The 18,787-nt window shown below is 71.0% G+C and carries 16 protein-coding genes; 5 read left to right on the forward strand and 11 right to left on the reverse strand.

Going from position 1 to position 18,787, the window contains the following annotated elements; translation table 11 throughout:
• Nucleotides 1-36 precede the first annotated feature (36 nt).
• The gene (pknB, locus tag E4V99_RS16550) at nt 37-1,968 is read left to right on the forward strand and encodes a Stk1 family PASTA domain-containing Ser/Thr kinase (RefSeq protein WP_135117880.1); all 1,932 of its coding nucleotides are present in this window, start codon (nt 37-39) and stop codon (nt 1,966-1,968) included.
• Between the two features lie 131 nt (nt 1,969-2,099).
• Here the strand turns inward: pknB and E4V99_RS16555 are convergent, their stop codons facing one another.
• Genes E4V99_RS16555 through E4V99_RS16565 form a run of 3 tightly spaced genes read right to left on the reverse strand, consistent with a single transcriptional unit; the run spans nt 2,100 to nt 5,098 of the window.
• The gene (locus E4V99_RS16555; RefSeq protein WP_135065341.1) at nt 2,100-3,437 is read right to left on the reverse strand and encodes a 3-deoxy-7-phosphoheptulonate synthase class II; all 1,338 of its coding nucleotides are present in this window, start codon (nt 3,435-3,437) and stop codon (nt 2,100-2,102) included.
• A 9-nt stretch (nt 3,438-3,446) separates the two neighbouring features.
• On the reverse strand, nt 3,447-4,160 hold the full coding sequence (locus tag E4V99_RS16560; protein WP_135117881.1) for a lysophospholipid acyltransferase family protein: 714 nt from the start codon (nt 4,158-4,160) through the stop codon (nt 3,447-3,449).
• 2 nt (nt 4,161-4,162) lie between these two features.
• Nucleotides 4,163-5,098 carry an ROK family glucokinase gene (locus E4V99_RS16565; RefSeq protein ID WP_135117997.1) on the reverse strand — a complete coding sequence of 312 codons (936 nt, stop codon included), beginning with the start codon at nt 5,096-5,098 and terminating at the stop codon, nt 4,163-4,165.
• 132 nt (nt 5,099-5,230) lie between these two features.
• Here E4V99_RS16565 and E4V99_RS16570 point away from each other — a divergent pair, with 132 nt between their 5' ends.
• Nucleotides 5,231-7,057 carry an AMP-dependent synthetase/ligase gene (locus tag E4V99_RS16570; protein WP_135117882.1) on the forward strand — a complete coding sequence of 609 codons (1,827 nt, stop codon included), beginning with the start codon at nt 5,231-5,233 and terminating at the stop codon, nt 7,055-7,057.
• 24 nt (nt 7,058-7,081) lie between these two features.
• Here the strand turns inward: E4V99_RS16570 and E4V99_RS16575 are convergent, their stop codons facing one another.
• Genes E4V99_RS16575 through E4V99_RS16585 form a run of 3 tightly spaced genes read right to left on the reverse strand, consistent with a single transcriptional unit; the run spans nt 7,082 to nt 12,694 of the window.
• Nucleotides 7,082-7,573 carry a peptide deformylase gene (locus tag E4V99_RS16575; protein WP_135117883.1) on the reverse strand — a complete coding sequence of 164 codons (492 nt, stop codon included), beginning with the start codon at nt 7,571-7,573 and terminating at the stop codon, nt 7,082-7,084.
• Between the two features lie 4 nt (nt 7,574-7,577).
• Nucleotides 7,578-9,239, reverse strand: coding sequence for a MinD/ParA family protein (locus tag E4V99_RS16580; RefSeq protein ID WP_245233222.1), 1,662 nt, complete (start codon nt 9,237-9,239; stop codon nt 7,578-7,580).
• A gap of 47 nt (nt 9,240-9,286) precedes the next feature.
• Nucleotides 9,287-12,694 (reverse strand): pyruvate carboxylase, encoded by a 3,408-nt coding sequence (locus E4V99_RS16585; RefSeq protein ID WP_135117884.1) that lies wholly within the window; start codon nt 12,692-12,694, stop codon nt 9,287-9,289.
• Between the two features lie 64 nt (nt 12,695-12,758).
• Here E4V99_RS16585 and E4V99_RS16590 point away from each other — a divergent pair, with 64 nt between their 5' ends.
• A complete protein-coding gene (locus tag E4V99_RS16590) occupies nt 12,759-13,571 on the forward strand; it encodes a ParA family protein (RefSeq protein WP_135065326.1) in 813 nt (270 codons plus the stop codon).
• A 109-nt stretch (nt 13,572-13,680) separates the two neighbouring features.
• Here the strand turns inward: E4V99_RS16590 and E4V99_RS16595 are convergent, their stop codons facing one another.
• The 3 genes from E4V99_RS16595 to E4V99_RS16605 all read right to left on the reverse strand — a co-directional run bounded on the left by E4V99_RS16595 (nt 13,681) and on the right by E4V99_RS16605 (nt 15,510).
• A complete protein-coding gene (locus E4V99_RS16595) occupies nt 13,681-14,226 on the reverse strand; it encodes a MerR family transcriptional regulator (protein WP_135065323.1) in 546 nt (181 codons plus the stop codon).
• 97 nt (nt 14,227-14,323) lie between these two features.
• Nucleotides 14,324-15,010 carry a MerR family transcriptional regulator gene (locus tag E4V99_RS16600; protein WP_135065320.1) on the reverse strand — a complete coding sequence of 229 codons (687 nt, stop codon included), beginning with the start codon at nt 15,008-15,010 and terminating at the stop codon, nt 14,324-14,326.
• Nucleotides 15,010-15,510 (reverse strand): FHA domain-containing protein, encoded by a 501-nt coding sequence (locus E4V99_RS16605; protein WP_135065317.1) that lies wholly within the window; start codon nt 15,508-15,510, stop codon nt 15,010-15,012. Before E4V99_RS16605 ends, E4V99_RS16600 begins: the two co-directional genes overlap by 1 nt.
• 253 nt (nt 15,511-15,763) lie before the next feature.
• On the opposite strand from E4V99_RS16605, the gene E4V99_RS16610 reads away from it, so the two are divergent.
• Together E4V99_RS16610 and lpdA are read left to right on the forward strand one after the other, a co-directional pair.
• Nucleotides 15,764-16,402: a copper resistance CopC family protein gene (locus E4V99_RS16610; protein ID WP_135117885.1), complete on the forward strand. Its 639-nt coding sequence runs from the start codon at nt 15,764-15,766 to the stop codon at nt 16,400-16,402.
• Between the two features lie 10 nt (nt 16,403-16,412).
• On the forward strand, nt 16,413-17,810 hold the full coding sequence (gene lpdA / locus E4V99_RS16615) for a dihydrolipoyl dehydrogenase (RefSeq protein WP_135065310.1): 1,398 nt from the start codon (nt 16,413-16,415) through the stop codon (nt 17,808-17,810).
• Between the two features lie 85 nt (nt 17,811-17,895).
• On the opposite strand, the gene E4V99_RS16620 is transcribed toward lpdA, so the two are convergent.
• Both E4V99_RS16620 and E4V99_RS16625 read right to left on the reverse strand, forming a co-directional pair.
• Complete coding sequence (locus E4V99_RS16620; protein ID WP_135117886.1) at nt 17,896-18,528, reverse strand: CYTH domain-containing protein; 633 nt, start codon at nt 18,526-18,528, stop codon at nt 17,896-17,898.
• Complete coding sequence (locus E4V99_RS16625; protein ID WP_135065304.1) at nt 18,525-18,752, reverse strand: response regulator; 228 nt, start codon at nt 18,750-18,752, stop codon at nt 18,525-18,527. The genes E4V99_RS16620 and E4V99_RS16625 overlap by 4 nt, the downstream gene beginning before the upstream one ends.
• Between the last annotated feature and the right edge of the window lie 35 nt (nt 18,753-18,787).

The following is an 18,787-nucleotide window of genomic DNA, read 5'->3' on the forward strand; positions in this document are numbered from 1 at the left end:
CCAGGCCTTGCCGGGCCCGCTCCGTAGACTCTCTCCGTGAGTACGAGCCAGGCCGACCCGCTGATCGGACGTCTCGTCGACGGCCGATACCGGGTTCGCGCGCGGATCGCGCGCGGCGGCATGGCGACCGTGTACGTCGCGACCGACCTGCGCCTGGAGCGTCGCGTCGCACTCAAGGTCATGCACGGGCACCTCAGCGACGACGCGGTGTTCCAGAGCCGCTTCATCCAGGAGGCTCGTGCAGCGGCGCGCCTGGCCGATCCGCACGTGGTCAACGTGTTCGACCAGGGCCAGGACGGCGACATGGCGTACCTCGTCATGGAGTACCTGCCCGGCATCACGCTGCGCGAGCTTCTGCGCGAGCACCGCCGGCTCACCGTCCCCCAGACCATCACGATCATGGATGCGATCCTCTCGGGCCTCGCCGCCGCGCACCGCGCGGGGATCGTGCACCGCGACGTCAAACCCGAGAACGTGCTGCTGGCCGAGGACGGCCGCATCAAGATCGGCGACTTCGGGCTCGCACGGGCCACGACCGCGAACACCGCGTCGGGCCAGATGCTGCTCGGCACGATCGCCTATCTCGCCCCCGAGCTGGTCACACGGGGCACCGCCGACGCCCGCAGCGACATCTACGCCCTGGGCATCATGCTCTACGAGATGCTCACGGGCGAGCAGCCGTACAAGGGCGAGCAGCCCATGCAGATCGCGTTCCAGCACGCCACCGATTCGGTGCCGCGCCCGAGTGTGAAGAATCCGGGCGTGCCCGAGCAGCTGGACGAGCTCGTGCTGTGGGCCACCGAGAAGGTGCCGGATGAGCGGCCTCTCGATGCCGGCGCGATGCTGGATCGCCTGCGGGAAATCGAACGCGACCTCGGCGTGGCCCCGCAGGTGGCGCGCGCCGTCGCGGTGGGCACCTCGACCGCCGACGACGTGACCGACTCCGCCGAGCTGACCAAGGTGCTTCCCCCCAGTGTCGTCACCGCACCGGCGCCGCCGGAGGAGTCGGACAACGGCGCGCGGCTGCGGGCGCGCACCAGGCGCCGCGCCGCCAAGGGCGGCTGGCTCTTCGCCCTCGTGCTGCTGATGGCGGGCCTGGCCGGCGGTGCCGGCTGGTGGTTCGGATCGGGGCCGGGATCCATGGTCGTGGTGGCCGACGTGACCGGGGGCACCTTCCCCGAGGCACAGGCCCGGCTGCTGCAGGACACCCTCATCTCCGCCGAGGAGGGGATCTACAACCTCGACATCGCCGCCGGCACGGTCGTCGGCACCGACCCTGAGCCGGGGACGCGGGTGGATCGCGAGACCACCGTCACGGTGCTCGTCTCGCTCGGGCCGCGCCCGCAGCAGGTCGAACCCCTCGCGGGGATGTCGGCCGAGCAGGCCCGCGGCATCCTCACCGGCATCAACCTCCTCGTCACCGACCCCGATGCGCAGGAGTTCACCGACGCGCCCGCCGGCTCGGTCCTGGGCGCGACCCTCACGCCGCGCGCGGGCGGCGACCCCGCCGACTGCACGCAGGGATGCGCCGCGCTCGAGGGCGACACCGTGTCGCTGCTCGTATCGCTCGGCCCCATCCCCGACGTGACCGGCGACAGCGTCGACCGTGCCACCGCGCGCCTCTCCGACGCCGGCCTGCAGGTCTCCGGCGACCGGGCGTCGGAGTACAGCAATTCCATCGCGGAGGGCGATGTCATCGGCATCCTCGCCCGCGACGGCGGAGGCAACTGGCGCCCGGGCGATACCGTCCAGCTGCTCGTGTCGGAGGGGCCGCGCCCCATCCAGGTTCCCGACGTCGTCGGCCGCACGGTGTCCGAGGCGTTCGACATCCTCCGCGACGCCGGCTTCGAGCCCGGCACGGCCCTCCCCGAGCTCGTGTGGGGCCTGTTCACGGTGAGCCGCACGGATCCCGCCGCCGGCACGTCGCACCGCCCCGGCACGTCCGTCCGGATCTTCGCCACCGGCTGACCCCGGTCCCCCACCTCACCCCCGCGAGACTGCACGCCACCGGCGAGACCGCGACATTATGCCGCTGTCTCGCCGGTGGGCTGCAGTCTCGCGGATCGCGCGCGGGCCGAGGGGCGCGGGGCGCGCGCGGGTCAGAGCTGCTCGAGCTCCTCGGCGACGAGGAAGGCCAGCTCGAGGGACTGCATGTGATTCAGGCGCGGATCGCACAGGGACTCGTAGCGCGTCGCGAGGGTGGCCTCGTCGATCATCTCCGAGCCGCCCAGGCACTCCGTCACGTCGTCGCCCGTGAGCTCGACGTGGATGCCGCCGGGGAACGTGCCCACCGCACGGTGCGCCTCGAAGAAGCCGCGGACCTCGTCCACGACGTCGTCGAACCGCCGCGTCTTGTAGCCGTTCTCCGACGTGATGCCGTTGCCGTGCATGGGGTCGGTCACCCACAGCGGCGTGGCGCCGGAGTCCTTCACCGCCTCAAGCAGCGGGGGCAGCGCGTCGCGGATCTTGCCCGCACCCATGCGCGTGATGAAGGTGAGGCGGCCGGGCTCGCGCTCGGGGTCGAGCTTGTCGATGAGGGCCAGCGCGGTCTCGGGCGTCGTGCTCGGACCGAGCTTCACGCCGATGGGATTGCGGATGCGGGAGAAGTAGTCCACGTGCGCACCGTCGAGGTCGCGCGTGCGCTCCCCGATCCACACGAAGTGCGCCGAGGTGTTGTACGGCGTGCCCGTGCGCGAGTCGATGCGCGTCATGGGCCGCTCGTAGTCCATCAGCAGGCCCTCGTGGCCGGTGTAGAACTCCACGCGCCGCAGCTCGTCGAAGTCGGCGCCCGCCGCCTCCATGAAGTTGATGGCGCGGTCGATCTCGGCCGCGAGGCGCTCGTACCGCTGGTTGGCCGGGTTGGAGGCGAAGCCCTTGTTCCAGCTGTGCACCTCGCGGAGGTCGGCGAAACCACCCTGCGTGAACGCGCGGATGAGGTTCAGCGTCGACGCGGCGGTGTGGTAGCCCTTCAGCAGCCGCGCGGGGTCGGGCTTGCGCGACTCCTCGGTGAAGTCGTAGCCGTTGACGATGTCGCCGCGGTACGCCGGCAGCGTCACGTCGCCGCGGGTCTCGGTGTCGCTGGAGCGCGGCTTGGCGAACTGCCCGGCCATGCGGCCCATCTTCACGATCGGCATCGAGGCGCCGTAGGTGAGCACGACGGCCATCTGCAGCACGGTCTTGACCCGGTTGCGGATCTGCTCGGCGGTCGCCCCCGCGAAGGTCTCGGCGCAGTCGCCGCCCTGCAGCAGGAACGCACGCCCTGACGCCGCGCGCGCCAGGCGCTCGCGCAGCGTGTCCACCTCACCGGCGAACACCAGCGGGGGCAGCGTCGCGATCTCGGCGGATGTCGCGGCCACCGCATCGGCGTCATACCACTGCGGCTGCTGCTTGATGGGCAGTGTCCGCCAATGATCGAGACCGTCGAGGTGCTGAAGCATCCTCGAAGTCTATCGCCGCGCCGGAGCCCCGGATCGCGCGCGGTCGGCGAGGATGCGGTCCTTCACGGTGGAGGCGTAGACGTCCTCGTACTCCTGCTCGCCGAGCCGCTGGAGGGCGAGGGTGATCTCGTCGGTGACCGAGCGGAGGATGTACCGGTCGCTCTCCATGCCGGCGAAACGGGAGAAATCCAGCGGCTCGCCGATCACGATGCCCACGCGCCCGATCCGCGGGATGCGCTTGCCGATCGGCTGGATGGTGTCGGTGTCGACCATGACGACCGGCACCACCGGCACGTGGGCTTCCAACGCCATCCGCGCGATGCCCGTACGGCCGCGGTAGAGCTTCCCGTCGGGGCTGCGCGTGCCTTCGGGGTAGATGCCGAGGAGTTCGCCCCGGCCGAGGACCCGGAGTCCGGTGTTGAGGGATGCTTCCGATGCCTTGCCGCCGGTGCGGTCGATCGCGATCTGACCCGTGGCGCTGAGGAAGGCGCGCGTGGCCCATCCCTTCAGTCCCTTGCCGGTGAAGTAGTCGCTCTTGGCGAGGAAGGCCATTCGCCGGTCGATCATGAGCGGCAGGAACACCGAGTCGGCGAATGACAAGTGGTTGCTCGCGAGGATCGCCGCGCCCTCGGTCGGGATGTTGCGGCGGCCGACGATCCACGGGCGGAAGATGGCCTTGAGGACCGGTCCGATCACGACGTACTTCATCAGCCAGTAGAACATCGTCAGCGACCCCTGCCCGCCAGGTCGGCGACGCCGATGAGTCCGGCGTCGTTGCCGAGCCGCGCGAGGGCGAACTCGGCCATCGGGCGGTCTCCGCCGCCGGGCAGCGAGGCCGCGTAGGCGGCGCGCACGGGCTCGAGGACGACGTCGCCCAGTTGGGCCACTCCCCCACCGATGACGAAGACTTCGGGATCCAGGACCGCCTGGAATCCGCCGCACGCCTCCCCCAGCGCGCTCGCGACGCGACGCAGCGCCTCGAGGGCGCCGGGGTCACCGGCCTGCACGAGACGGGAGATGTCGGTGCCGTGGATCGTACCGTCGGCGTCGCGCACGTCGGCCAGGGCCTGACCGATCCCACCGCGGGCGGCGATCTCCGCGGCTTCGCGCTGCAGCGCCCGGCCGGAGGCGTACTGCTCGAGGCACCCCTTCTGCCCGCAGCCGCACAGCAGGCCGTCGCGGAGAAAGCGGACGTGCCCGAGCTCGCCACCGGAGCCGAATCCGCCGCGGTACAGCGCCCCGTCGGAGACGACGGCACCGCCCACGCCGGTTCCCATCGTGAGCATCACCATGTGCGAGCGGCCGCGGCCGGCGCCGAACCGGAATTCGCCCCATCCGGCCGCGTTGGCGTCGTTCTCGATCGACACCGGGGCCTGCAGCCGCGACTCCAGCACGGCGCGCAGCGGCTCGTTGCGCCACGCGATGTTGGGGGCGTGGATCACGGTGGAGCGGTCGCGGTCGATGAACCCGGCCGCCGCCACCCCGATCGCGGTGACGTCGTGACGCGAACGCAGCTCCTCGGCCATCGCGACGACGGCGTCCACCAGTGCGGGCACCTCCACGGGGGTGTCCACGCGGCGCTTGTCGAGGATGCCGCCGGCGGCATCGACGACTCCGCCGGCGATCTTGGTCCCGCCGATGTCGATTCCGACGTTGAGCACCGCGCTCCCTTCCGGCCGACGACGCGACGACGGCGCCTGCGAGTCTAGTCGCGCCTGCTCGGGGCCCACCTCGGCGTCCGGATACACTCGATCCATCCGAAACATGTGCTTTCCGGTACCGAAGGAGCTGCCGTGACCGAATTCGTTGTCCCGCCGATCGTGCCCGCCGATCCGTCCGCCAACATCTCAGACCTGCTCGCCGAACGCGTCGCCGCGACGCCCGAGCGCGCCCTGTTCGCCGTCCCCGACGGGCCGGGGTGGCGGGAGGTGTCGGCCGCCGAGTTCCAGCGGCAGGTCATCGCTCTGGCCAAGGGCTTCGCCGCCTCGGGCATCCAGCCCGGCGACAAGGTCGCCTTCCTCGCGCGCACCACGTACGACTGGACGCTCGTGGACTTCGCGCTGTTCTACGCCGGGGCCGTCATGGTGCCGGTGTACGAGACGAGCTCGCCCGCCCAGATCCAGTGGATCCTCTCCGACTCCGGTGCCATCGCCGTCATCGTGGAGTCACCGGATCACTCCGCGCGCCTGGACGAGGTCCGCGCCGACCTCCCGCTCCTGCGCGAGGTGTGGGGCATGCACCTGGGCGACCTGGACAAGCTGGTCACCGCGGGCGCCTCGGTGGAGGATGCCGAGATCGAACGCCGTCGCGCCATCGCCAACGGTGACGACATCGCCACCCTCATCTACACCTCCGGCTCCACGGGTCGCCCGAAGGGCTGCGTGCTCACGCACAGCAACTTCGTCGAGCTCTCCCGCAACTCCGCCAAGGCGCTGCACGAGGTCGTGGAGGCGCCGGGGGCGTCCACGCTGCTGTTCATCACCACCGCGCACGTGTTCGCGCGTTTCATCTCGATCCTCAGCATCCACGCGGGGGTGAAGGTCGGGCACCAGCCCGACACGCGTCAGCTGCTGCCGGCGCTGGGGTCGTTCAAACCGACGTTCCTGCTCGCGGTGCCGCGCGTGTTCGAGAAGGTGTACAACTCCGCCGAGCAGAAGGCCGAAGCCGGCGGCAAGGGCAAGATCTTCCGCGCCGCCGCCGCGGCCGCGATCGAGCACTCCAAGCTCCTGCAGGACGGCAAGAAGGTCCCGCTGGGCCTGAAGGTCAAGTTCGCGCTGTTCGACCGCCTCGTCTACTCCAAGCTCCGCACCGCCATGGGCGGCCGCGTGCAGTTCGCGGTGTCGGGGTCGGCGCCGCTGGGCGAGCGCCTCGGACACTTCTTCCACAGCCTGGGCGTGGTGATCCTGGAGGGCTACGGCCTCACCGAGACCACGGCGCCGGCGACGGTGAACCTCGCGACCAAGTCCAAGATCGGCACGGTGGGTCCGGCGCTGCCGGGCGTGGGCGTGCGCCTGGCCGAGGACGGCGAGATCGAGGTGCGCGGGGTCAACGTGTTCAAGGAGTACTGGCGCAATCCAGAGGCCACCGCCGCGGCGTTCGACGGCGACTGGTTCAAGACCGGTGACCTGGGCTCCTTCGACTCCGACGGCTTCCTCACCATCACGGGGCGCAAGAAGGAGATCATCGTCACCGCCGGCGGCAAGAACGTCGCCCCCGCGGCGCTGGAGGATCCCATCCGCGCGAACCCCATCATCGGGCAGGTCGTGGTCGTGGGCGACCAGAAGCCGTTCATCTCCGCACTCATCACGCTGGATTCGGAGATGCTGCCCACGTGGCTGGCGAACAACGGCCTGGCCGCCGACATGCCGCTGGCCCAGGCGGCGCAGCACGAGGTCGTCCACCTCGAGGTGCAGCGCGCGATCGACGGCGCCAATGCGCACGTGTCGCGGGCGGAGTCGATCCGCAAGTTCACGATCCTGCCGGTGGAGTGGACCGAGGCGAGCGGACACCTGACCCCGAAGCTCAGCATCAAGCGCACGGTCATCCTGAGCGACTTCGCCGAGCACGTCGAGGAGATCTACAGCGCACCGGTCAACACGACCAACGTCTCGCTGCCGTAAGACGCGATCCGCCGGGGCTCCTGGTCAGAACCAGGAGCTCTCGCGGATCTCCTTCATCGCCTCCCGGCGGGTGTCGGCGGGCAGCCGCTGCAGGAAGAGCTTCCCGTCGAGGTGGTCGGTCTCGTGCTGCAGGGCCTGCGCCATGAGGCCCTCCCCCTCCAGCACCAGCTCGTTGCCGTCCAGGTCGATGCCGACGACCTTCGCGTAGGGGTGACGCAGTGCGTCGTGCCATACGCCGGGGATGGAGAGGCAGCCTTCGCCGGTGGGCACGGGGTCACCGGCGGTCTCCACGAGCACCGGGTTGAGGATGTAGCCGATGTCGCCGTCGATGTTGTAGCTGAAGGCGCGCAGCCCCACGCCGATCTGCGGCGCCGCGACACCGGCGCGGCCGGGGGGCTCGACGGTGTCGAGCAGGTCGCGCACGAGGGCGCGCACGCCGTCGTCGATGTCGGTGATCGGTGCGCTGACGGCGCGGAGGACGGGGTCGCCGAAGAGGCGGATGCTGCGGACGGTCACAGCGTCACGCGGCCGGAGCCATCGACCGCAGGCCTTCGACGACCGCGGCGGCCAGCTGGCGCGCCGCCTGCCGCGTGGCCGGCTGCAGGTCGCGGAAGGTGATCTCGCTGCCCGCTCCGATGAGCGGGTCGTACGGCATGCGCACGACCGAGCGCACGCGCGTGCGGAAGTGCGTCTCCAGTTCCCGCTCGCTCACCAGCGGCGTGCCGGGGCGGCCGTTGTTGAGCACGACCACGGCGTTGCGCACCTGATCGGCGTACCCGTTCGTCTCCAGCCACGTCAGGGTCTCGGACGCCAGCCGCGCTTCGTCGACGCTGAGCCCTGCCACGATCACGAGCTCGTCGGCCATCTCCAGGGTCGCCCCCATGACGGAGTGGACGATGCCGGTACCGGTGTCGGTGAGGACGATGGAGTAGTAGTGCGCGGCGACGGCGGCGACGTCGTGGTAGTCGCGGTCGCTGAAGGCCTCCGACACGCGCGGGTCGGAGTCCGAGGCCAGCACGTCCAGGCGCGTCTCGTCGCGCGCCACGATCGTGGAGATGTCGTTGAAGCCGGTGACCTCGCCGCGCACGCGCGCGAGGTCGCGGACGGTGCGGCCGCCCACGCGGCCGATCCGGTCGGCGAGCGTGCCACGGTCGGGGTTCGCGTCGATCGCGATGATGCGGTCATCCCGCGCGGAGGCCAGCGCCATCCCGAGCAGCGTCGTGATCGTGGTCTTGCCCACGCCGCCCTTGCGCGAGAGCACTGGCACGAACCGCGCGCCGCCGGGAAGGGGTGCGGCGATCCGGACGTCGAGCTGCTTGCGCTCGCGGGCCTTGCGGCTGTCGCCGAGGTTGATGCGGTGCCGTGAGAGCGAGTAGACGATCTGCTGCCACAGCCCCTCCGGCTCGGCACCGCTGAGCTGTCCCCGGTCCAGAAGGCGGTCGGCCGTCAGCAGGTCGGAGGTCTCGCGGTTCGGCTCGAACTCGCCGAGGCGCTTGGAGGTCAGCGCGATCTCCGGCTGGGGCGGGTGCACCCGCTCGACGGCGTGCGCGCGGTCGAGGCGCGCGTGCTCGTCGGCGTGGTGCGCGGCGCGCCGCGTGGTCGGGATGGCGCCGGTGAGCGGCACGGGGTCGCCGACCGGGACGGATCGGCGCGTGGATGCCGCGGGCTGCGTGGCCGCGGCAGCGGCCACCGTCTCGGGTTCGGGCGCGGTCTCCTCCCCCGCCGGCGGCACGTCGGCCGCATCCGCGGGGGCGTCCTGGGCGACCGGAGCGTCGGAGGCGACGGTGCCCGTGGCGACGGTGTCATCGGAGGCGGTGTCCTCGGAGGCGGTGTCCGCGGCGACCGTGTCATGAGAGGCGGTCTCGTCGGCGACAGTGGCGGCGGGAGCGTCGTCGTGGACTTCCTCCGCGTCGTGGATGTCGTCCGAGCGCCACGCGGCGGCGTCGCCCTCCGGCGCGTGCTCGAGGATGATGTCGCCGGTGGGGATGTGCTCGATGGAGATGTCGTCGACGACCTCGTCCTCGGCGAACTCGTCGTCATCCGCGTTCGGAAGCGTCACGCGCACCTGCGCGGTCGCGGCCCCGAGGATGCCGATGCCGGCGGTGTCGACGCTCCCGGCGTCGGTGAGCATGCCGTGTTCGGGCTGCTCCTCAGGGGTCTCATCGAGTCGGTCGGGGGTCACAGCAGGTCTCCAAACGGGATCAGGGCGCGCGCACCCATCCCCCCAGGCTACTGCGCGGGGCGGATGACGACCAAAAGGTCCCCTGCGTCCACCTGCTGCGTGCTGCCCACCACGAGCCGCTCCACGACGCCGTCGACGGGGCTGGTGATCGCCGCCTCCATCTTCATCGCCTCGATCGAGGCGACCGCCTGACCGGCCGCGACGGTGTCGCCGACGGCGGTCTTCAGGGTCACGACACCCGAGAAGGGGGCCGCGACCTGACCGGGCTTGGAGGTGTCGGCGCGTTCGGCCGACCGCGTCTCCACCGCGATCGAGCGGTCGCGGACGAAGACGGGCCGCAACTGGCCGTTGAGCGTGGTCATGACGGTGCGCATGCCCTTGTCGTCGGCGTCGCCGATGGCCTCGAGACCGACGAACAGCTGCACGCCCTTCTCGATCTCGACCATGTGCTCGGAGCCGGGCACGAGCCCGTACAGGTAGTCGGCGGTGTCCAGGACGCTGAGGTCGCCGTAGGTCTCCCGCACCTCCGTGAAGGTGCGCGTCGGCCCGGGGAACAGCAGGGTGTTCAGGCGCTCGCGGCGCTGGACCGACGTGCCGGCCAGGTGCACCGCATCCTCGTCGGTCAACGGCGTCACGCCGATCTTCACGTCGCGCCCGGCGAGCACCTTGGTGCGGAACGGCTCGGGCCATCCGCCCGGGAGATCACCCAGCTCGCCGGCCATGAAGCCGACCACGGAGTCGGGCACGTCGTACTTCTCCGGGTTCGCGGCGAAGTCGGCCGGGTCGGCCTTGACCGCCGCGAGGTGCAGCGCGAGGTCGCCGACGACCTTGGACGACGGGGTCACCTTGGGCACGCGGCCGAGGATGTCGTTGGCGGCGGCGTACATCTCCTCGATGAGCTCGAAGTCCTCCGACAGGCCCAGCGCGATGGCCTGCTGGCGCAGGTTCGACAGCTGGCCGCCGGGGATCTCGTGCCGGTACACGCGTCCCGTGGGGCCCGGGAGCCCCGACTCGAACGGGCGGTACAGGTGGCGGACGGCCTCCCAGTACGGCTCGAGGTCAGAAACCGCCTGCAGGTCCAGTCCGGTGTCGCGCTCGGTGTGGGCCAGGGCTGCCACGAGGGCAGACAGCGAGGGCTGGCTCGTGGTGCCCGCCATCGGCGCGGACGCCGCGTCCACCGCATCCGCACCGGCCGCCGACGCGGCCAGCAGAGTCGCGAGCTGTCCGCCGGCGGTGTCGTGCGTGTGCACGTGCACGGGGAGGTCGAACCGCTCGCGCAGCGCCGACACCAGGCGCGAGGCCGCCGCGGGACGCAGGAGCCCCGCCATGTCCTTGATCGCCAGGACGTGCGCGCCGGCGTCGACGATCTGCTCGGCCAGGCGCAGGTAGTAATCCAGCGTGTAGAGGTTCTCGGCCGGATCCAGCAGGTCGCCGGTGTAGCACACGGCCACCTCGGCCACCGAGCGGCCCGTCGCCAGCACCGCATCGATCGCGGGGCGCATCTGCGCGACGTCGTTGAGCGCGTCGAAGATGCGGAAGATGTCGATGCCGCTGTCGGATGCCTCGGCCACGAACGCGTCGGTCACCTCGGTCGGGTACGGCGTGTAACCGACCGTGTTGCGCCCGCGCAGGAGCATCTGCACCGCCACGTTGGGCAGCGCGCTGCGCAGGGCGTCCAGTCGCTCCCACGGGTCCTCGCCGAGGAAGCGCAGCGCGACGTCGTACGTGGCGCCGCCCCACGCCTCCACCGAGAGCAGCTGAGGCGTCAGGCGCGCGACGTACGGCGCGACGATCGCGAGGTCCTTGGTGCGCACGCGCGTTGCCAGCAGCGACTGGTGGGCGTCGCGGAACGTCGTCTCCGTCACCGCGAGGGCGTTCTGCTCGCGCAGTGCGCGGGCGAAGCCCTCCGGGCCGAGCTGCTCCAGTCGCTGACGCGATCCCGCGGGCGCGGGGGTCAGCACATCGAGCGCGGGCAGCTTCAGCTTCGGGTTCACCGAGACGGGGTTCTCCCCGTGCGGACGGTTCACCGTCGCATCCACGAGCCAGTTGAGGATCTTCGAGCCGCGGTCCTTGGACTCCCGGCCGCGCAGCAGCTCGGGGCGCTCGTCGATGAACGACGTGCTGACATCGCCGGCGAGGAAGGCGGGGTCATCCAGCACCGCCTGCAGGAACGGGATGTTGGTGGACACCCCGCGGATGCGGAATTCCGCGAGCGAGCGCCGCGCACGGGCGACGGCGGCGGGGAAGTCGCGCCCGCGGCACGTGAGCTTGGCCAGCATCGAGTCGAAGTGCGGGCTGATCTGCGCGCCCGCGGCCGTCGTGCCGCCGTCCAGGCGGACGCCTGCGCCGCCGGGCGAGCGGTAGGTGGTGATCTTCCCAGTGTCGGGGCGGAAGCCCTGCGCCGGGTCCTCCGTCGTGATGCGGCACTGCAGCGCGGCGCCGCGCAGGCGGATGTCGTCCTGCGCGAGGTGCAGCTCGTCAAGGGTCTGCCCCGCCGCGATGCGCATCTGCGACTGCACGAGGTCGACGTCGGTGACCTCTTCGGTCACGGTGTGCTCGACCTGGATGCGGGGGTTCATCTCGATGAAGACCACCTCGCCGGTGCGCGGTCCCGCCGTCTCCAGGAGGAACTCCACGGTGCCGGCGTTCTGGTAGCCGATCGACTGCGCGAACGCGATGGCGTACCGGTGCAGCGCGTCGCGCACGTCGTCGGAGAGGTTGGGGGCCGGCGCGATCTCGATGACCTTCTGGTGCCGGCGCTGCACGGAGCAGTCGCGCTCGAACAGGTGGACGGTGTGCCCGGCCTGATCGGCGAGGATCTGCACCTCCACATGACGCGGGCGCTGCACGGCCTGCTCGAGGAACATCCGGGGGTCGCCGAACGCGCTCTGCGCCTCGCGCATCGCCTCGGCCAGCGCGGGTGCCAGCTCGCCGGCGGAGTCCACCCGGCGCATGCCGCGCCCGCCGCCGCCGGCGACGGCCTTGGCGAACAGCGGGAACCCGATGTCCTCGCCCTGCGCCACGAGCGCGTCGATGTCGTCGGATGCTTCGGTCGAGCGCAGGACCGGGACGCCCGCGGCGACCGCGTGCTCCTTGGCCGTGACCTTGTTGCCGGCCATCTCCAGCACTGCGGCGGGCGGACCGATGAAGGCGATGCCGTTGGCGGCGGCCTTCTCGGCCAGCTCCGGGTTCTCGGAGAGGAAGCCGTAGCCGGGGTAGATCGCGTCGGCTCCGCTCTCGCGTGCGACGCGGATGATCTCGTCGACGTTCAGGTAGGCGCGCACGGGATGCCCGCGCTCGCCGATCTGGTACGCCTCATCCGCTTTCAGGCGGTGAAGGGAGAACCGATCCTCGTAGGGGTACACCGCAACGGTGCGGGCTCCCACCTCGTAGGCGGCTCGAAAAGCACGGATGGCGATCTCGCCGCGATTGGCGACCAGGATCTTTCGGAACATGCACACCTCACATGGCGGCCGGTTGAGTGTGCACTCAGCCTAGGGGACGGTAACGTAGACCCTTGTGCACGTACTCTCCGTCAGCTCGCTCAAGGGCGGCGTCGGCAAGACCACCGTCACGCTCGGTCTGGCCTCCGCGGCCTTCGCCCGCGGCGTGCGCACCCTCGTCGTCGACCTCGACCCTCAATCCGACGTGTCCACGGGCATGGACATCCAGGTGGCGGGCCGGCTGAACATCGCCGATGTCCTCGCCAATCCGCGGGAGAAGGTCGTGCGTCAGGCGATCACGACGAGCGGCTGGGCCAAGGTGCACCCCGGCACGATCGACGTGCTGATCGGCAGCCCGTCCGCGATCAACTTCGACGGCCCGCATCCGAGCGTCCGTGACGTGTGGAAGCTCGAAGAGGCCCTCGCCACCATCGAGGCCGACTACGACCTCGTGCTGATCGACTGCGCACCGTCGCTGAACGCGCTCACGCGCACGGCGTGGGCCGCGAGCGACCGCGTCATCGTCGTCACCGAGCCCGGCCTGTTCTCCGTCGCCGCCGCCGACCGTGCGCTGCGGGCGATCGAGGAGATCCGTCGCGGTCTCTCCCCCCGCCTGCAGCCCCTCGGCGTCGTGGTCAACCGCGTGCGCCCGCAGTCGATCGAGCACCAGTTCCGCATCAAGGAGCTGCGCGACATGTTCGGCCCGCTGGTGCTGAACCCGCAGCTGCCCGAGCGCACGTCGCTGCAGCAGGCGCAGGGCGCGGCCAAGCCGCTGCACGTGTGGCCGGGCGATTCCGCACAGGAGCTCGCCGCCGACTTCGACGCGCTGCTGGACCGCGTCATGCGCACCGGCCGCATCCCGATCCCCGGCGACGTTGCCAGCGTCTGACCCGCCTCCGAAATCAGGTGATTCGCCCGGATCAGGATGGAATCGGGCCGAATCGGCCTGATTGCGTCGATCTTCCTGATTCGGGGCGCGCACGCACGCGGGTCGGATGCTACGCGGTGCGCTTCGCGCGGTGCGCCGCGAGCTCGTCGACCGGGTCCGGCGCGGTCGCGTCGAACTCCACGAGCGTGGACTCGACCTCCCGGAGCACCTTGCCCACGGCGATGCCGAAGACGCCCTGGCCCCGACTGACGAGGTCGATGACCTCGTCGTTGGACGTGCACAGGTACACCGATGCGCCGTCGCTCATGAGCGTCGTGCCGGCGAGGTCGCGGATGCCGGCGGCGCGGAGCTGGTCCACAGCGGTGCGGATCTGCTGGAGCGAGATTCCGGTGTCCAGCAGGCGCTTGACGAGCTTGAGGACGAGGATGTCGCGGAAGCCGTAGAGCCGCTGCGAGCCGGAGCCGGAGGCGCCGCGCACGGTCGGTTCGACCAGTTCGGTGCGCGCCCAGTAGTCCAGCTGGCGGTAGGTGATGCCGGCCGCACGAGCGGCGACGGCACCGCGGTACCCGACTTCGTCGTCCATCTCCGGCAGACCGTCGGTGAACAGGAGGTCCGAGACGAACCGAGGTTCGCCGACTGCTTTTCCAGCGGTCATGCCAGGAACCTCCTCGGGGAATCGGATACATCCACGCTAGAGGAGCGAGGGGCCTGCGGCAACGACATCCGCATCGCGGGTTCGGCGTGTCGCGCCATCACGACATGATGCGATCGATCGCGTCGCGCACGAACACCGCGCGCACGTCCTCGAGACGCTTGGCGAGCTCCGGAGCGAGCTCGCTCGCCCGCGCGCGGGACGCAGCATCCGGGCGACGCATGAGCGTCGCCAGCGCCGACTCGATGAGCGATGCCTCGCGCTCCGCGCTCTGGCGGAGGCTCCGCAGATGGCGCGGCTCGATGCCGTGGCGATCCAGCGCCACGAGCGCCCGCAGCAGCGCCAGCGTCTGATCCGTGTACGTCTCGGACGCCGTGATCATGCCGGTGCTGATCGCATCGTTGAGCAGCTGCGGCGCGGCCCCCGCGGCGGCCAGCAGCTCCGCGCGGCGGTACCGGCGCGGAGCGGGCACGATGGAGGGGACGGAGCTGGGCGGCGACGGATTGCGGCCGGCGTCGAGCTCGGCGAGGTAGTCGCGGATGACGTTCAGCGGCAGGTAGTGGTCGCGCTGCAGCGTCAGCGCCAGGCGCAGCCGGTCGAGGTCGGCGGCGCAGAACTTTCGGTACCCCGACTCCGTCCGCGTGGGCGAGACGATCCCCTGCACCTCGAGGAAGCGGAGCTTGCTGGAGGTCAGCGAGGGGAACTCCGGCGTCAGCCGTGCCAGCACCTGGCCGATGCTGAGCAGCCCCGCGGACGACGAACGTCCACGGGCGGATGCGGCGGGCATCAGGCGTCGGCGGCCGGCGGGAGGTCCGCGGGCGAGACGAAGAAGGTCAGGCGGAACTTGCCGATGCGCACCTCGGCGCCGTTGGCGAGCGTCGTGCGGTCCACGCGCTCTCCGTTGACGTAGGTGCCGTTGAGGGAGCGCTGGTCGACGATGTCGAAGCGCACGCCCTCGCGGATGATCTCGGCGTGCCGGCGCGAGACCGTCACGTCGTCGAAGAAGATGTCGGCCTCGGGGTGACGACCGACGGTGGTGACGTCGGTGTCGAGCAGGTAGCGGGCGCCGGCGGTGGGACCGGAGCGCACGAGCAGCAGGGCCGCTCCCGAGGGCAGCGCCCCGATCGCCTCGATCTCGGTCTCGCTCAGTTCGCTCCCGAACGGCACGAAGGACAGGTCGGCGTCGTGGCCGAAGGTCTGCGTGGTGTCGTGCGAACGGACCTCCGAAGAGCCGTTATCGGCGTCGCGCCGGATCTCGCCCGGCTCGGGTCGACGTGTTTCGTCCACGAGTCCTCCTTCCTCATCCACACTAACCGAAAGCGGCGGGCCTGATGCGGCCTCTCCCCGGGCCGACACGGCGCTGGGCCGCGCTGCGCGTCGGCGTTCGGGCGCCGGATTCCGGATCCGCCGAGCCCGGCGGGAATTCGAACCTACTGACAAGGAGTCCACCGTGTCGAGTCCGCACCTGCCTCGGCTGTCTCCCGAGCTGCGCGGACGGGCGGCCTGCGGCCCCAACGGGGCCCCGGGTAGGCTCGGAAACGTGACCCCCGACCGCTTCCGCATCCACCCGCTGACCGTCCTCGCGACGGTCCTCCTGATGGCTCTCACCGTGCTGTGGGGCGCCGCTTCGCCGGCCGCGGCGCACGATGAGCTCGTGTCCACCGACCCGCCCGCCGGAGCCGAGCTCACGGCCCTGCCCGAGGCCCTCACACTCACCTTCAGCGCGGAGCTGCTCGGCGGCGACGAGGCGAACCAGGTGCAGGTGACGGATGCCGCGGGCACGGCGCTGACCGACGGACCCGCCGTCGTGGCGGGCACGACGCTCACGCAGGCGCTCGCCGGCGACGCGAGCGGCAGCATCCAGGTGGTGTGGCGCGTTGTCTCCAGCGACGGCCACCCGATCTCCGGTGAGTTCGCCTTCACGGTGACACCGCCCGTCCCGGCGGAGACCCCGACCGCCACCCCGGAGCCCATCGAGACGGCTCAGCCCACCCCGTCCGCCGAGCCCTCCCCCGCCGCCACGCCGATCTCCGACGAGGACGCCGCGGGAGCTGCGGACCCCCTGCCGTGGATCGTCGGCGCGATCGTGCTGGTGGTCGTGATCGGTCTCGTTCTGTACCTCCTGGTCATCCGCCCGCGGCGCGCTCGCGCCGGCTCCGGCCCGCGCGACGGACGATAGGCTGGGAGTCATGCCTCACTACGACGTCGTCATCCTCGGCGCGGGCCCCGGCGGTTACGTCGCGGCGATCCGCAGCGCTCAACTGGGCCTCTCTGTCGCGGTCATCGAAGAGAAGTACTGGGGCGGTGTCTGCCTCAACGTCGGCTGCATCCCCTCGAAGGCGCTGCTGCGCAACGCCGACCTGGCGCACACGTTCCACGCCAAGGCCGACCTGTTCGGCATCTCCGGCGACGTGCACTTCGACTTCGGCACCGCGTGGGATCGCAGCCGCAAGGTCGCCGACCAGCACGTCAAGGGCATCCACTACCTGATGAAGAAGAACAAGGTCACGGAGTACGACGGACGTGGCACGTTCGTCGACGCGAACTCCATCGACGTCGCCGGCGCCAACGGCTCCGTCGAGCGCGTGACCTTCGACAACGCCATCATCGCCACCGGCTCCACCGTGCGGCTGCTGCCGGGCGTGAGCCTGAGCGAGAACGTCGTGACGTACGAGGAGCAGATCCTCAACCGCGAGCTGCCGAAGTCGATGGTCATCGTCGGCGCCGGCGCGATCGGCATGGAGTTCGCGTACGTCCTGACCAACTACGGCGTCAAGGTCACCATCATCGAGTTCCTCGACCGCGCCCTCCCCAACGAGGACGCCGAGGTCTCCAAGGAGATCCAGAAGCAGTACCGCGGGTACGGCGTGGACATCCTCACCTCCACCAAGGTGGAGAAGGTGGAGGACTCCGGCGACAAGGTCACCGTCACCTACACCGGCAAGGACGGCGCGCAGGGCTCTATCGAGGCCGACCGCGTACTCATGTCGATCGGCTTCGCTCCGCGCGTGGAGGGCTTCGGTCTCGAGCACACCGGCGTCAAGCTCACCGAGCGCGGCGCCATCGGCATCGACGACCACATGCGCACCAACGTCCCGCACATCTACGCCATCGGCGACGTCACGGCCAAGCTGCAGCTGGCCCACGTGGCCGAGGCGCAGGGCGTCGTGGCCGCCGAGACGATCGGCAAGGCCGAGACGATGACCCTGGGCGACTACCGGATGATGCCGCGCGCGACCTTCTGCACGCCGCAGGTCGCCTCCTTCGGCCTGACCGAGCAGCAGGCCCGCGACGCCGGCCACGACGTCAAGGTCGCGAAGTTCCCCTTCACCGCCAACGGCAAGGCCAACGGCCTGGGCGAGCCGATCGGCTTCGTCAAGCTCATCGCCGACGCCGAGCACCTCGAGCTGCTGGGCGGGCACCTCATCGGCCCCGATGTATCCGAGCTGCTGCCCGAGCTGACCCTCGCGCAGAAGTGGGACCTGACGGCCCTCGAGCTGGCACGCAACGTCCACACCCACCCCACGCTGTCGGAGGCGCTGCAGGAGGCGTTCCACGGCTTGTCGGGTCACATGATCAACATCTGAGGTCTCACCCGCCCGACCTGCGGCGCCGCCCCGACCGAAGCCGGGGGCGGCGCCGCAGTGTTTCTCCGCCGGCCGTGCGCGCGGGTCAGCGGGCGAGGGTGCGGGCGAGCTTGGAGTCGGATGCGGCGGGGCGGGCGCCCACGGCGGCCACCGCGGCATCCACCGCGGCGAAGAACGCCGCCTGCCAGGCCGGATCGGCCGGCGCGGCGGGGCCGAGCTCGACCTCCCATTCGCGCCACTCCGATTCGCGGCCGCTGCGCTCGTCGCGGGCGCGCACGCGGTCATCGACGAACTCCGCGACGAGGGCGCCGGCGGTGTCGCGCAGTGCGTACGCCGTGCGGGTGTTGCGCACGCGGGCGAGCGGGGTGAACGGCGGCTCGGCCCACTGCGCGATCGCGGCGGCGACGGCCGCGGGGACCACCGGATCCTCCGCATCCTCGTCGAGGGGCCACTGCCACTCGTGCCGGCCGTCGGGCGCCGACACCTTCACGTGCCACCCGGCGTCCGGGCCGCCGGAGCGGCGGCGTACGGCCACGCGCGCCCGCGCGAGCGCGCCGTCGGCGGTGTCGAGATAGCGCGCGTCGAGTTCGCGGACCTCCGCCTCGTCCGCGTGCGCGATGCCCGGCAGCGCCGACCAGTCCGGCAGCTGGGTGCCGTCGTCCGCGTCGTACTTGCGCTCGACCTCGATCGAGCGGCGCGGTTCGGCGTCCGCCGTCACTCCAGGCGCCCGTCCTCATTGGGGTTGATGTCCTCGGTGCCCTCCACGAAACGGAACGTCGCCTCGGTGGGGCCGTCGTCCTCCCCCGTGTGCGTGAAACCGCCCTCACGGCGGTAGACCAGCTGGCCCTCGCCGTAGCCGACGATCATGGTGTCGTCGGTGTCGTCGTCGAGGGGAAGCACCTGGCCGTCCAGCGGCCCTCCGGTCAGTCGTGCGATAGCCATGCCCACAGCGTAGTCCCGGGCAGGAGCCGCGGAGC

Origin of the sequence: Microbacterium sp. dk485, from assembly GCF_004570445.1 — a bacterium.
GTDB classification, from domain to species: Bacteria; Actinomycetota; Actinomycetes; order Actinomycetales; family Microbacteriaceae; genus Microbacterium; species Microbacterium wangchenii.